The following is a 13,064-nucleotide window of genomic DNA, read 5'->3' as shown; positions in this document are numbered from 1 at the left end:
ACCTGCGTGTGGTTGTGGATCACCGCTTGCGGGAGCGATCCTCCTGGATCGCGGCGTCGTGATACGAACCGCTTCCGAAGTCGCAGAGCGGCAGTCGCGTCGGCATCAGCTCGACGACGGCCGCGGTCCCATCGTGCCGGGCCTGCTGACCCGGGCGGACCTTGGGCACGAACTGATAGATCCGCGCCGACTCCTGCTGGCTGCTCATAGACATCGGATCGCCTCTGCTTTCGTGATCCTGCTTTTACCTGTTCGGCAATTCGGTCTTCGTATCAGACCTTTCAAGTCGTTAACATGATCTTAAGGATGAAAAGCCGCGAATGCTTTCATTATGAGCATGATGAATTTCATTCCATTCGTGAGCACCTGCAGCAGTGTCGGCGAGACCATAGGGCCGGTTCAGAGGCGGACCGCGCCCGATGCATGCTCGTTCTGCGAAGTCGGCCGGTGTGACCTGACGGCGACTTCCCGGCGAAGAACCGTCTGTTAACCATGAGGTTGGACGATGGAGCCGTAATGACGCGTGCGGCGCCGGCGTTCAGTGCACCTCGCAGGAAGTCCCGCTCGGCGGGCGATTTGCGGGACACCCGGTCGGGCGCCGTTCTGAGGACACCCCTGTCGTGACCATGTCCGCCCTCTTTCATCCGCGCAAAGCTCTCGTCTCGGCGGCCACGCTGTTCGGTATCGCAGCCCTCGGCCTCGGGAGTGGCGCCGAGGCCCGCCCGCGAGCGCCGAAGGCTCCCCCCGGCGGCGCCGCGGTCGTCGTCGATTACGGCGTGAACCTCGCCGGCTTCCCGATCGGGACCGCCCAGATCTCCGGCGCCTTCGAGGGCAGCCGCTACCGCATGGACGTCTCGGCCCAGCTCACCGGTCTCGTCGGCGCCGTGACCGGCGGCCAGGGCTCGGCCCGCGCCGCCGGCAATCTTTCCGAGAAGCCGCTGCCGAACGCCTTCTCGATCGCCACGCGGACCTCGAATTCCGGCATCGCCGTGCGGATGGCGCTCGCCAACGGCAACGTCTCGCGTGCCGAGATCACCCCGCCGCTCATCGATATGGGCGACCGCGTGCCGGTCTCGGCCGCGGCCAAGCGCGGAATCGTCGACCCGGCGAGCGCGCTGCTGATGCCCGCGCACGGACGCGGCGACCTCGCCGACCCGGCCAATTGCAACCGCACCCTGCCGGTCTTCGACGGCGCCACCCGCTTCAACGTGGTGCTCAGCTACAGTGAGACCCGGCAGGTGGACAAACCCGGCTACAGCGGCCCGGTCCTCGTCTGCAACGCGCGCTACATCGCCATCGGCGGCCATCGGCCCGACCGGCCCGGCGTAAAGTTCATGGAAGACAACACCGACATGTCGGTCTGGCTCGCCCCCGTCGAAGGCGCACGGGTGCTGCTGCCGATGCGGATCTCGGTGCGCACGACGCTCGGCACCAACATCATCGAGGCGACCCGCTGGACCCGCTCCGGCGGCGCACCGACGGCGCAGGCGAGTCTCGCCGCCCACTGAAGGCGGTTGGGATCGCAGGCGGAATGTTTACGCTTGCCGCTATGATGTCCCCATGCGCCCAACGCCTCTCCTCGTGCTCCTCCTGACTTGTGCCGCCACGGCGTCGCAGGGTGGTGAACTCTCGGCCGGCGGTTCCGATTGCGGCGGCGACGCCTTCTCCTCCGCCCAGGTGGTCGAGCACCGGCCGCCCCGGCGCGGCCCGCTCACCGCGACGCCCGACACGCTCTGCGCCGACCTCGCCCCCCAGCAGCCTCCGGCGCGGGTCGACATATACGCAAACCCGATCATCACGCCGCAGGTTGGTCCCGGGCGCCAGCCGACCCCATATGACGGGTGGTCGCCGTCCGGCGGCAGGCCGCCGCGGCCCCGGAGCCCTTGAGCGGGCTCCGTGCAGAAGCCGGCACCGCAGGCGGGCTGAAACGACGGACCTCCCGTGAACGGAGGCCGCAGGGGTCGCCGACCACACCGATGAATCTTCACCACCTCCCCCCGCATGCCCGCTCGCGCGGTGCCACGGCGGTGCTCGGCCCGACGAATACCGGCAAGACCCATCTCGCCATCGAACGGATGCTAGCCCATCCGACGGGCATGATCGGCCTGCCGCTGCGGTTGCTCGCCCGCGAGGTGTATCTGCGCGTCGTCGCGCGGGTGGGGCCGGAAAAAGTCGCGCTGGTCACCGGTGAGGAAAAAATAAAGCCGGAGCGGCCGCGCTACTGGATCTGCACCATCGAGGCGATGCCGCGCGATCTCGACGTCGCCTTCGTCGCCATCGACGAGATCCAGCTCGCCGCCGACATGGACCGCGGCCACGTCTTCACCGACCGCCTGCTGTATCGCCGCGGCCGCGAAGAAACCTTGCTGATCGGCTCCTCGACCATGACGCCGCTGGTGCAGGCGCTGGTGCCGGGCGTGCACGTCACCACCCGCCCGCGCCTGTCGAGCCTCACCTTCGCCGGCGAGAAGAAAATTTCGCGACTGCCCCGGCGTACCGCGATCGTCGCCTTCTCGGCGGAGGAGGTCTACGCCATCGCCGAGCTGATCCGGCGTCAGCGCGGCGGGGCGGCGGTGGTGCTCGGCGCTCTGTCGCCCCGCACCCGCAACGCCCAGGTCGAGCTCTACCAGTCCGGCGACGTCGACTACCTCGTGGCGACCGACGCCGTCGGCATGGGGCTGAACCTCGACGTCGACCACGTCGCCTTCGCCGCGACCTGGAAATACGACGGCACCCGCTTCCGCAAGCTGACGCCGGCCGAGATGGGACAGATCGCGGGACGCGCCGGCCGCCACCTCTCCGACGGTACCTTCGGCTCCACCGGGCGCTGCAAGCCGTTCGAGCCGGAGATGGTCGAGGCGCTGGAGAACCACCAGTTCGATCCCGTGCGCATGCTGCAGTGGCGCAACCCGGATCTGAGCTACGCATCCCTCGATGCGCTCCAGAAAAGCCTCGACGAATATCCGCGCGAGCCCGGCCTGACCCGCGCGCCGCTCGGCGAGGACCAGGCCTCGTTCGAGATCCTCGCCCGCGAGGACGACATCCGCGACATGGCGACGAGCCCGGCGGCGGTGCGGCGCCTCTGGGACACCTGCGGCGTGCCGGATTACCGCAAGGTCCATCCGCAGACGCACGCCGACCTCGTCGCCCAGCTCTTCCGCTTCCTGATGCGCGGCATGGCGGGGCGTATCCCGAACGACTGGTTCGCCAAGCACGTGAAGATGATCGACCGCACCGACGGGGACATCGACGCCCTGTCTCAACGGATCGCGCAGGGACGCACCTGGACCTTCGTCGCGAACCGTCCCGACTGGCTCATCGACCCCCTGCATTGGCAGGGCGAGACGCGTCGGGTAGAGGACAGGCTGTCGGATGCCCTGCACGAGCGCCTCGCGAGCCGCTTCGTCGACCGACGGACCAGCGTCCTGATGCGGCGCTTACGAGAGAACGCGATGCTCGAAGCTGTGATCACTCCCGGCGGTGACGTCACCGTCGAGGGTCAACATGTCGGCCACCTCCACGGCTTTCAGTTCGTCCCGGACGCCAATGCCGAAGGGCATGAAGCGAAGACCCTGCGCAACGCGGCCGAGAAGGCGCTCGCCGGCGAGATCGAGGGGCGGGCCGAGCGGTTCTCCGCAGCGGCCGATTCCGCCCTCGTGCTGTCGCATGACGGCATCGTGCGCTGGACGGGCGACCCGGTGGCCAAGCTGGTGCCCGGCGACAAGCTGTTCGAGCCGGGGCTACGCATCATCGCCGACGACGGGCTGACCGGACCCCACCGGGAAAAGGTCGAGACGCGGCTGAACGCCTGGCTCAAGGCCTATGTCGTGCGCCTGCTCGGGCCGCTGACGGAAATCGAGTCCGCCGCCGACCTGACGGGTCTCTCCCGCGGCATCGGCTATCAGGTGGTCGAGTCCCTCGGCGTGCTGGAGCGGGCCAAAGTCGCACAGGAGATGCGCACCCTCGACCAGGACGGCCGGGCGAACCTGCGCCGCCATGGCATCCGCTTCGGCGCCTATCACATCTTTCTGCCGGCCCTGCTGAAGCCGGCACCGCGCACGCTGGCCGCCCAGCTCTGGGCGCTGCGCAACGGCGGACTCGACCAGCGCGGCCTCGACGAGATCGCGCATCTCGCCGGCTCCGGCCGCACCTCGATCAAGGTCGATCCCGAGATCGCCAAGGGCCTCTATCGCGCCGCCGGCTTCCGCGTCTGCGGCGAGCGGGCCGTGCGCGTCGACATCCTCGAGCGTCTCGCCGACCTGATCCGCCCGGCCATCGCCTACCGCCCCGGCGCCACGCCCGGTGACCCGCCGGCCGGCACCGCCGACGGCGAAGGCTTCGTCGCCACCGTCAACATGACCTCGCTGGTCGGCTGTTCGGGGGAAGACTTCGCCTCGATCCTCAAGTCGCTCGGCTACGTCTCCGAGGCACGTCCCGGGCCGGCGATTACGGTTCCGTTGGTGCCCGCCGCCGCGACAACACCGGCTGCTTCGGCTGCGCCTGCGCAGCAGAAAGCCGGCGCCGAAGAGGTTGTTTCCGGCGAAGCCGAGGTTTCGGGCAACGTGGCTGCGGACACGACCGAAACCGCTTCGGACGTGGCCGAGACGACGGACGCCGTCGCCGTGTCGTCCGAAGAGGCACCTTCCGAGGCCTCACCGGCCGAGCCTGTCGCCGAAACCGTGGTGGACGCTGCGCCGACGGCCGCTGCTCCCGAGCCTGAAGCGCAGTCTGCCGAGCCGGAGCCCGTTGCGGCAACCGCCGAGGAGCCGGCCGCTGAGGTCTCGGTGCCGGAGCCTGCGGCAGAACCGACCATCGAGTCGCCGGCGCCCGAGGTCCTCGCAGCGGACGCGGATGCTTCGTCCGAAACCGCATCCGCCGAGACGCAGCCCGACACCGCGGCTTCGGCCGAGCCCGAAGTCGCCGCCGAGCCCGAGACCATCGAGATCTGGCGCCTGCACCGCCACCAGCGCCCGGCCGGCCAGCGGCCGAACCGCGGTCCGCGCGGCGATGGCCGCTCCGGCGAGGTCCGGACCGGCGAGCCGCGGCCCGAAGGCGGACGCCGGGATGGCCGCCGGCCGGACGGCGCCGGCCGCGACGACCGCAACCGTCGTGGTGGCGATCGTCCGGATGGCATCTCCCGGCCCGAGCCTCGCGCCGACGGTGGTCCGCGCCGCGACCAGCGCGGTCGGCCGGATCGCCGCCCCGATCAGGGACGCGACGAGGTCCGCAAGGTCGAAGCCCGGCCGCCACGCCGCGAACGTCCGGTCGATCCCGACTCGCCCTTCGCCAAGCTCGCCGCCCTCAAGGCGCAGCTCGAATCCGGCGACGGCGGCAAGCGCTGACCGGATGAGGATGCCGGCGGTGGAGCACGGTCCCGGTTGAGCGTCGACCGCCAGCGCCTCGACAAGTGGCTCTGGTTCGCGCGCTTCGCCAAGACGCGCTCTCTCGCCGCGCGCCTCGTCGCGGACGGGCACGTGCGGATCAACGGCCGACGGGCGGAGGCGCCAGCCAAGGGCGTTGCCGTCGGCGACGTCCTCACCGTCGCGGCAACGCACGTCACGGCTCTGGTGCGCGTGGTCGATCTCGGCCAGCGGCGTGGCCCGGCACCGGAGGCCCGCGGCCTCTACGCCGACCTCGGCGGCACCGACTTACCGACCGACGATCGGGACACGTCGTAGCAGGACCGGGCCGCCACCATGGCGACGAAGCGACACCGGGTCGCCAATGGCGATGCTGGCAGTCCGCATCGGGTTGTCAGCCCCGTGGGCAGGGGCTAAGGCGCACGAACGCGTGCAGGTCGCCTTCCATCCTGTGCGCCGCCCGACGGGAAACCAGCGCCCGACGGACCTGCACGGTCCGTCACCGCACGCGGCAGGACAGGCCCGAGAAAGCGTTCCGAGGACCGAGCAGCCCATGACCTACGTCGTCACCGACAACTGCATCAAGTGCAAGTACATGGACTGCGTCGAGGTCTGCCCGGTGGACTGCTTCTACGAAGGCGAGAACATGCTCGTCATCCACCCGGACGAGTGTATCGATTGCGGCGTCTGCGAGCCGGAATGCCCGGCCGAGGCGATCAAGCCGGACACGGAGCCGGGCCTCGAGAGCTGGCTGAAACTCAACACGGACTATGCCAAGAGCTGGCCAAACATCACCCAGAAGAAAGATGCTCCGGCCGACGCCAAGGAGTGGGACGGCGTCGCGGGCAAGCTCGAAGCGCATTTCTCGGCCAGCCCCGGCACCGGCGACTGATCGCGATCCCGGGACGGCGACCGAGAGCCGCAGGCCCGGATGCTCCGCTAAGAGCCGGACCGGACAGAGCGCTCTCCGCAGCGGTTCGATCGACGTCCACGCTTCGCCGGCCCCTCGCGCGGACGCGTCGGCCTGCGCCGGCAATCCTTTGATTCGAAGCCTGGATTGTGGTAGACCTGTGTCTGCCGTCGCACTCGCTTGACGTGCTCCCTCCGCCGTTCTCCTGCGGCTCCAGCCCTGGATAGAGGTTGCATGTGATCGACCGCGGGAAGCCCCGATGCTTTCCGCGGCGGTTCAGTCTTTGCGTGGACGCATGGCGAGCCCGGGAGCCGGCGGGAGCGTGAGCAGCGCCTGCCGGTCAAGTGGTGTGAGCCGGGTGTCCCGACCCGGAAGTGACCCTGTGCGGACGTCTGATCCGCGCGATGATCTGGAGCCCTGTTCGCATGACCACAGCCAAGAAGACGACGACCGCCTCAGGCCGTCAGGGCTTCAAGACCGGCGAAGCTGTCGTGTATCCGGCTCACGGCGTCGGGCGCATCACCGCGATCGAGGAACAGGAGATCGCCGGCTACAAGCTCGAGCTGTTCGTCGTCGCTTTCGAGAAGGACAAGATGGTCCTGCGCGTTCCGACCGCCAAGGCCAACAGCGTCGGCATGCGCAAGCTCGCCGAGCCTGAACTCGTCAAGAAGGCCCTCGACGTGCTCACTGGCCGTGCCCGCGTGAAGCGCACGATGTGGTCGCGCCGCGCCCAGGAATACGAGGCCAAGATCAATTCCGGCGACCTGATCTCGGTCACCGAAGTCGTGCGCGACCTCTACCGCTCCGAGGCGCAGCCCGAGCAGTCCTACAGCGAGCGGCAGCTCTACGAGGCCGCCCTCGATCGCGTGGTTCGCGAGATCTCGTCGGTGAACAAGATCACCGAGACCGAAGCGTTGAAGCTGATCGAGCAGAGCCTCGCCAAGTCGCCGCGCCGTGCGAAGGCGGACGCCGATGCGGAGGGCGAAGCCGAGAGCGACGACGTGCAGGAAGAAGCCGCCTGAACGATTTCTCTCCTCGGCCGATCCGATCGAATCCAGACCCGGTGTGCCAGCGCCGGGTCTTTTCTTTTGTGGATCGGCCTGGTCTGGCCCACTTGAAAATCTTTCGGTCCGTTCCACGTCGCACCGCGAAAAATGCGGAACAACGGCCGCGGTCGGCATGTTGTGCCTGAGCCCAGCGAGGGCTTGCCCGATCGTCTCCGATGTGGCGACGCCCCTGCTGCCAGAAGACTCTGACTAGAAAGGCACGACGGGGATGGCGGAAATCGCTGGAATTCGGCGTCAGTTCATACGGACCGCGATGGAGGCGCCCTTTCTCGCGCGAGACGAAGAGCGTGGTCTGGCAGTCAGCTGGAAGGACAAGGGGGATGAGCGAGCCCTTCATCGTTTGATTTCGGCCCATATGCGCCTCGTGATCGCGCTGGCCGGCCGCTTCCGCCATTACGGCCTGCCCATGGCCGACCTCGTCCAGGAAGGGCATGTCGGTCTCATGGAAGCTGCGGCTCGATTTGAACCGGAGCGGGAGGTTCGCTTCTCCACCTACGCCACCTGGTGGATCCGGGCTTCGATTCAGGACTACATCCTGCGGAACTGGTCCATCGTGCGCGGTGGGACGAGCTCCGCCCAGAAGGCACTATTCTTCAATCTGCGTCGCCTGCGCGCTCGGCTGATGCAATCCACCGAAGAGCAGGTCGGCTCCGAGATCCACAGCCGCATCGCCATCGCCATCGGCGTCTCGACCAAGGACGTGGCGCTGATGGATGCGCGCCTCTCGGGTCCCGACATGTCGCTGAATGCGCCGGTGGGCGAGGAGAGCGAGGCCTCTTCCGAGCGCATGGACTTCCTCGTCGACGGTGCCGCACTGCCTGACGAGACCGTCACCGCCACGGTCGATGGCGAGCGCCGGCTGAGCTGGCTCAAGCAGGCTCTCACCGTCCTGTCGGAGCGTGAGTTGCGGATCCTGCGCGAGCGTCGCCTCGCCGAGGATCAGGCCACGTTGGAAGCCCTTGGGCATCGCCTCGGCATCTCGAAGGAGCGCGTCCGGCAGATCGAAAACCGCGCTCTGGAGAAACTCCGCCGCGCATTGGCCGATCGGTTCCCGAATTCGGCGAACAACATCTACGCCTGAACGAACTCAGATCTTGGCGAGCGGGTCGACGGGGTAGACTGCACCCCGTCGGTCCGTTGTCCAAGCGATGAAAGACGGGGTGAGGCATCCGGCACACGGTCGGAGAAAATATGCTTCCAACACCGTGGGGTTGTTCTTGTTTCGAGAACCGGCAGGTTAGGACGATATCGGGTCGCGTGGCGGCCTCTCCGTTTTCCTGTCTCCTCCGCGGGCATTCCGTGAAGCCTCTTCCGTTCCTCGCCGCCCTCGTGCCGGCCCTCGCGAGCCTCGTCTTCATCGCCGCACTACGGCATGAACTCGCGTGGTACGAGGCGACCGCCTTGTTCTACGGCACCCTCGCGCTGGCGGAAGGAGGCTATCTCGCCACCATCTTTCTGCACCGTGGTCACGCCATGCAAGCTGTTCAGGAGCGCAGGGCGAAGACGGGCGCAGGGGAGTAATCGCGGGACGGATCGATATCGATCGTCTCGGGCACTGGCGTTCCTCGTGCGACGGCGGTCAGGATCGCGTTGATGCGCTTCGTCGCGAAATCAATGAAGCTGCGCGCCTTGGCGGGCAGAAGCCGGGACGTCGTGACGATGTAGACCGGCGTCGGCGGCAGCCGCCATTCCGGCAACACCCGTTCCAACTTGCCGCTCAGCACGTCGCGTTCGACGTTGATCAGGTTCGCCGGGGTGATGCCCTGTCCTGAGACGACGAAGCGGCGTGCGAGACTCAGACTGTTGCAGGAAACCGGTCCGCCGACGGTGACCGATGCGGTTTCCGTGCCCCGCGTCAGGGTCCAGTTCGAGCTTGCCCCTTGGGACGGCAGCACGATGCGATGTTGGCTCAAGTCACGCGGATGCTGCGGCCGACCATGCGCCAGCAGATACGAACGTGAGGCGAACAGGCCGTTCTCCAACTCCCCCACCTTGCGCACGATCAACGAGGTTTCGCGCGGCTCTTCGATCGCGATGGCGAGGTCGTAGTTGTCGGCGGCGAGGTCCACCGGCGCCGGCCGCAGATCCACGTGGATCTGCACGTGCTCATGGTCGCGGGAGAACTCGGAAATGACGCCGGAGAGATGGCGCAGGACCCAGAAATCGGGCGGCACCGCGATCTTGAGGAACCCGCTGGGTCCTTTGGCCTGCGAAACCATATCGTCAAAGGTGCGTTGCGCCTCTTCCACGAGCCGGGTCGCCTGGCTGAGATAAGCCTCGCCGTAAGATGTCAGGACCAGCTTACGCGTCGTCCTGTCGAGCAAACGCAGTCCTACAGCCGACTCGAACAACGTAATTCGCCGAGACAGCGAAGAAATCGGCATCCCAAGCGCAACGGCAGCTTGGCTGAAGCTCTTTCGTTTCGCGACCTCGACAAACAAGGCCATGTCTCGGAGAACTTGCGGATGCGGCATGAGTGTCCCCGTCCCTCTCGTTCAGAAGCCGGCAAGATCCGCCGCAGGATTTGCCGATTGTGAACCGTTCCAATCTCCATAGATCATACACGCTCGCGATCAATATCGGGTTGCATTTTCTGTCTCATTTTGGGCCATGAAACTTGTTTCCCTCACCTGGAACAATACACATATGATGGTTTCAGATGGCAGGATACGACGCTGTCAAGACTGAAAAGCTGTGGTCTACCAGACCTATCGCGTACAATTTTCGAAAAGCAGGGCCGGCCGCCTGCTCAAGCCGGCGCATGTGAGAAACACCAATCCGACGAGCCCCGCGACGGCGCCGCTCGGTAGTATTTCGGCGCTCAGGCCCGACACGCCGCCTCCGCCGACGGAGCCGAGGTTCATCGTCGCCATGAACACTTCGAACTGCGTCGCCGCGCCCGGACGCCCACGGCTGGCCCGCATCAGGGCCGGCACCAGCGCCACGACGAGGAGTGTGGGCAGCACGTTGGTCAGGCCGAGGATCAGCGGCGCGGCCGTCGCGACGCGATCGGCGCCGATCAGCATCGCAGCCGTGCCGAAGGTGGCCGCGCCGCCGAGGAAGAGACCTGTCAGCGCCGGCAGCGGTCCGGCCCGGTCCGACCACACCCCGATGACGAGCGCGCCGACCGTACCGCTCGCCAGCGCGAGGCCGGCCTGAAGTCGTGACAAGGCGGCGGCGTCCCAACCATGCGCCTGCACGACCTCGACGTTGAAGCGCACCTCGAACAGAGAGAGGATGAAATCGACGCAGAAGCACAAGACCAGCAGCCGCAGGGCCGTCGGGCGACGCAGGCCCACGAGCAACCGCAGCAGGAACGACCTGAACGATCGCGTCTGCCGTGCCGTCCCATCGGCGCGCCTGGCGAGGGAGACGAGCGCATCACCGGGCGCCTCCCGCACGATCACGAGCGGCAGCAGCGCCAGCGTGCTCAGCGCCATGAGTACGGCGATGCACCCATAAAAGCTCATCGAGGCGAGCAGCGTCGAGAACACGGCCGCGCTGAGACTGGTACCGATGACGAAGCCGCCGCGGGTACATCCGCTCATCCGTCCGAACGCGTCCTCCGGCACATGATCCATGATCATGCGGTCGCAGGCGGTATCGAGCAGCGCCGCGAACAAACTGTGACCGAGGAAGGCGAGGCCGACCCAGCCGAGCGCCTCCGGCCCCGGCACGAACCAGAGCAGACCGAGGCTCGCCTGCGCACCGAGCACCGCCCAGAACGCCCAGACCCTGCGACGCCCCATGCGCGCCCCGCCGGCCCGGTCGATCAGCGGCCCCCACAGGATCGGCTGCAGCGTCCAGGGCAGACCGGCTATGGCGAAGTGCAGGCCGACCTCGCTCGCCGGAATTCCGATCCCGGCATAATGGTTGGCGAGCGCGGTCAGCGAGAAGCCGGCGACGAGCCCTTGATAGAGATACACGCCGAAGAACACGACGTACCGGGCACCGGGCCAGGCCAGCGTCGGCTGCCAATCGGCCGAGACAGGAGCAGCGCTCAAGCGGACGCCCTGGCCTGTGGCGCGGCAAGGACGCAGCGAGCCGGGGCGGCACGATGGTCGATCATACCGCTCGCGTCCTCCGGTGGCTTCGCCCAGCCTAAGCAGGCTCTCGTCGGCAAGCCAACGCCTGGTCCGCTGAGGCCCTTGTCGCATCGCAGAATTTTAACGGAAAGCCGCGGCGTCCCTGCCCGAAGCCTGCTGACTCCGTCGTCGCGCCCGCCGGGAGGACGGCCGTGACCGACCGCGTCGCCTGGACCGTCGCAGCACCGGGTCCGTTGCACGAGCCCACCGTGTGGCGCGTCCCTCTCACCCTCGACGAGGCCGGCCGCCATGCCTGCCTCGCCGCCCTCTCGGACGAGGAGCGCCAGCGGACCACTCGTTTCCTGCGCCAGGAAGACCGCGACCGTTACGCTGCCAGCCACGCTGCGCTGCGGCGGATCCTGGCAGGCGCCCTCGCTGCCGATCCGGCAGACGTTCGTTTCCTCGCGGACGAGGCCGGCAAACCGGAACTCGACGGCCCCTGGCGCGGGCACCTCGCCTTCAACCTCTCGCATTCCGGCGGCGTCGGCCTGATCGCCCTGTCGCCCGACGCGCGCATCGGCGTCGACGTCGAACGGATCAGGCCGATCCCCGATTGCCTAAGCCTGGCGCGCAGCTATTTCGCGGCTGGCGAGGTCTCGGCCCTGCAGCGTCTCCCGGCCGAGGCGCTGCAGACGGCCTTCTATGCCTGCTGGACCCGCAAGGAGGCCTTCGTGAAGGCGCTGGGCCTCGGGCTCGCGTTTCCCCTGGACCGCTTCGCCGTGTCGATCCCGCCTGCCGCGGCCGCCCTCCTCTCGATCGACGGATCGGCGGACGCCGCGCGCGCCTGGAGCCTGCAGCATCTCGCCCCCGCCCCCGGCCATGTCGCGGCCGTCGCCATCGAGGCGCCGGGCCGAACCTGCGCCCTGCGCAGCCTCATGCCGGACTGGTCTTCCGGCCCGGCGTGAGCGCCGAAATCCTTTTGCCCAATCCGCTTGCGGGTGGACCAACCCCCAGCTATAAGCCCGCTCGCTGGCCCGAGGGCCGAGCTTCGGAGTGTAGCGCAGTCTGGTAGCGCACCACGTTCGGGACGTGGGGGTCGCAGGTTCAAATCCTGCCACTCCGACCAAAATTCAGGTCGATCCCGACTGACCTAAGCGACAGAATAACCGACAGAGTCCTCGTTCTTACGAGGGATTTTGTCGTGTGTTGGGCGACGCGATCACGCCGAAGCCGATCCGATTCGGAGAACGGGCCGATGATCGTGCCGGCCAACTGCTGGGCTCCGTTTGCGATCATCTCAACGAAGCCGAGCGCCGCGCCCACTTCCGAACCCTCTGCGCTAACGTCCGCTCCTCGACTGGCCTGCGCGGTGCCCGCCTCGATTGCTTGCTGCGCCAGGAGGCCGAATGCGAGCCGGACGCGCTGGATCCGGTGCTGGCTGCCCTCGACACCCTCGCCTCAGTTGACCACTGGCACGTCCTAGCGAGGTACGCCGCCCTCCCCCGTCCCGCCTGAGAGGATCAGCCGATGCGTGCCACCGAGATCGATAGCCTCTGATTTCACAGCTTCCCCGATCGGCACTTCCGCCTCCGCCGGCAGACCCGCCCGAGATCGCGCAGTTGTGCGTCCAGCCACGGCCTGACTGCCCGGTGTGGTGCATCATCAGCCGCGCGACCGGCGAGCTGCAGGCGTTCGCGCTCTA

General features: G+C 67.7%; 13 protein-coding genes and 1 tRNA gene. 11 read left to right on the top strand and 3 right to left on the bottom strand.

Features of this window, described 5'->3' with window-relative positions:
• Positions 1-19: 19 nt before the first annotated feature.
• Positions 20-214 (bottom strand): DUF2735 domain-containing protein, encoded by a 195-nt coding sequence (locus tag MHA02_RS10465; protein ID WP_147078585.1) that lies wholly within the window; start codon positions 212-214, stop codon positions 20-22.
• A gap of 412 nt (positions 215-626) precedes the next feature.
• Here MHA02_RS10465 and MHA02_RS10460 point away from each other — a divergent pair, with 412 nt between their 5' ends.
• The 8 genes from MHA02_RS10460 to MHA02_RS10425 all read left to right on the top strand — a co-directional run bounded on the left by MHA02_RS10460 (position 627) and on the right by MHA02_RS10425 (position 8,858).
• Positions 627-1,508: a DUF3108 domain-containing protein gene (locus MHA02_RS10460; RefSeq protein WP_147078612.1), complete on the top strand. Its 882-nt coding sequence runs from the start codon at positions 627-629 to the stop codon at positions 1,506-1,508.
• Positions 1,509-1,560: 52 nt separating this feature from the next.
• A complete protein-coding gene (locus MHA02_RS10455; protein WP_238180365.1) occupies positions 1,561-1,887 on the top strand; it encodes a hypothetical protein in 327 nt (108 codons plus the stop codon).
• A gap of 89 nt (positions 1,888-1,976) precedes the next feature.
• Positions 1,977-5,342 (top strand): helicase-related protein, encoded by a 3,366-nt coding sequence (locus MHA02_RS10450; RefSeq protein ID WP_238180366.1) that lies wholly within the window; start codon positions 1,977-1,979, stop codon positions 5,340-5,342.
• A gap of 36 nt (positions 5,343-5,378) precedes the next feature.
• A complete protein-coding gene (locus MHA02_RS10445) occupies positions 5,379-5,678 on the top strand; it encodes an RNA-binding S4 domain-containing protein (protein ID WP_147078584.1) in 300 nt (99 codons plus the stop codon).
• Positions 5,679-5,913: 235 nt separating this feature from the next.
• On the top strand, positions 5,914-6,252 hold the full coding sequence (fdxA, locus tag MHA02_RS10440; protein WP_147078583.1) for a ferredoxin FdxA: 339 nt from the start codon (positions 5,914-5,916) through the stop codon (positions 6,250-6,252).
• Between the two features lie 443 nt (positions 6,253-6,695).
• Complete coding sequence (locus tag MHA02_RS10435; RefSeq protein WP_147078582.1) at positions 6,696-7,292, top strand: CarD family transcriptional regulator; 597 nt, start codon at positions 6,696-6,698, stop codon at positions 7,290-7,292.
• 253 nt (positions 7,293-7,545) lie between these two features.
• Positions 7,546-8,418, top strand: a complete 873-nt coding sequence (locus MHA02_RS10430) for an RNA polymerase factor sigma-32 (RefSeq protein ID WP_147078581.1) — start codon at positions 7,546-7,548, stop codon at positions 8,416-8,418.
• Positions 8,419-8,636: 218 nt separating this feature from the next.
• On the top strand, positions 8,637-8,858 hold the full coding sequence (locus tag MHA02_RS10425; protein ID WP_147078580.1) for a hypothetical protein: 222 nt from the start codon (positions 8,637-8,639) through the stop codon (positions 8,856-8,858).
• Here the strand turns inward: MHA02_RS10425 and MHA02_RS10420 are convergent.
• Together MHA02_RS10420 and MHA02_RS10415 are read right to left on the bottom strand one after the other, a co-directional pair.
• On the bottom strand, positions 8,822-9,784 hold the full coding sequence (locus MHA02_RS10420) for a LysR family transcriptional regulator (RefSeq protein WP_238180367.1): 963 nt from the start codon (positions 9,782-9,784) through the stop codon (positions 8,822-8,824). The genes MHA02_RS10425 and MHA02_RS10420 overlap by 37 nt on opposite strands.
• A 261-nt stretch (positions 9,785-10,045) precedes the next feature.
• Positions 10,046-11,341, bottom strand: a complete 1,296-nt coding sequence (locus MHA02_RS10415) for an MFS transporter (protein ID WP_238180368.1) — start codon at positions 11,339-11,341, stop codon at positions 10,046-10,048.
• 233 nt (positions 11,342-11,574) lie between these two features.
• On the opposite strand from MHA02_RS10415, the gene MHA02_RS10410 reads away from it, so the two are divergent.
• The 3 genes from MHA02_RS10410 to MHA02_RS10400 all read left to right on the top strand — a co-directional run bounded on the left by MHA02_RS10410 (position 11,575) and on the right by MHA02_RS10400 (position 12,877).
• The gene (locus MHA02_RS10410; protein ID WP_147078577.1) at positions 11,575-12,327 is read left to right on the top strand and encodes a 4'-phosphopantetheinyl transferase family protein; all 753 of its coding nucleotides are present in this window, start codon (positions 11,575-11,577) and stop codon (positions 12,325-12,327) included.
• Positions 12,328-12,411: 84 nt separating this feature from the next.
• Positions 12,412-12,488 (top strand) — tRNA-Pro (locus MHA02_RS10405).
• An 80-nt stretch (positions 12,489-12,568) separates the two neighbouring features.
• Complete coding sequence (locus MHA02_RS10400; protein ID WP_147078576.1) at positions 12,569-12,877, top strand: hypothetical protein; 309 nt, start codon at positions 12,569-12,571, stop codon at positions 12,875-12,877.
• The last annotated feature ends 187 nt before the right edge of the window (positions 12,878-13,064 follow it).

Origin of the sequence: Methylobacterium haplocladii (assembly GCF_007992175.1) — a bacterium.
Classification (GTDB): domain Bacteria; phylum Pseudomonadota; class Alphaproteobacteria; order Rhizobiales; family Beijerinckiaceae; genus Methylobacterium; species Methylobacterium haplocladii.
This window is presented reverse-complemented; position numbering and strand designations above follow the sequence as displayed.

What these genes read in the sequence shown, in the direction of transcription:
- fdxA (WP_147078583.1), top strand. Translation starts at nt 5,914, where the DNA reads ATGACCTACGTCGTCACCGACAACTGCATCAAGTGCAAGTACATGGAC.
- MHA02_RS10435 (WP_147078582.1), top strand. Translation starts at nt 6,696, where the DNA reads ATGACCACAGCCAAGAAGACGACGACCGCCTCAGGCCGTCAGGGCTTC.
- MHA02_RS10465 (WP_147078585.1), bottom strand. Translation starts at nt 214, where the DNA reads ATGTCTATGAGCAGCCAGCAGGAGTCGGCGCGGATCTATCAGTTCGTG.
- MHA02_RS10420 (WP_238180367.1), bottom strand. Translation starts at nt 9,784, where the DNA reads ATGGCCTTGTTTGTCGAGGTCGCGAAACGAAAGAGCTTCAGCCAAGCT.
- MHA02_RS10450 (WP_238180366.1), top strand. Translation starts at nt 1,977, where the DNA reads ATGAATCTTCACCACCTCCCCCCGCATGCCCGCTCGCGCGGTGCCACG.
- MHA02_RS10455 (WP_238180365.1), top strand. Translation starts at nt 1,561, where the DNA reads ATGCGCCCAACGCCTCTCCTCGTGCTCCTCCTGACTTGTGCCGCCACG.
- MHA02_RS10430 (WP_147078581.1), top strand. Translation starts at nt 7,546, where the DNA reads ATGGCGGAAATCGCTGGAATTCGGCGTCAGTTCATACGGACCGCGATG.
- MHA02_RS10460 (WP_147078612.1), top strand. Translation starts at nt 627, where the DNA reads ATGTCCGCCCTCTTTCATCCGCGCAAAGCTCTCGTCTCGGCGGCCACG.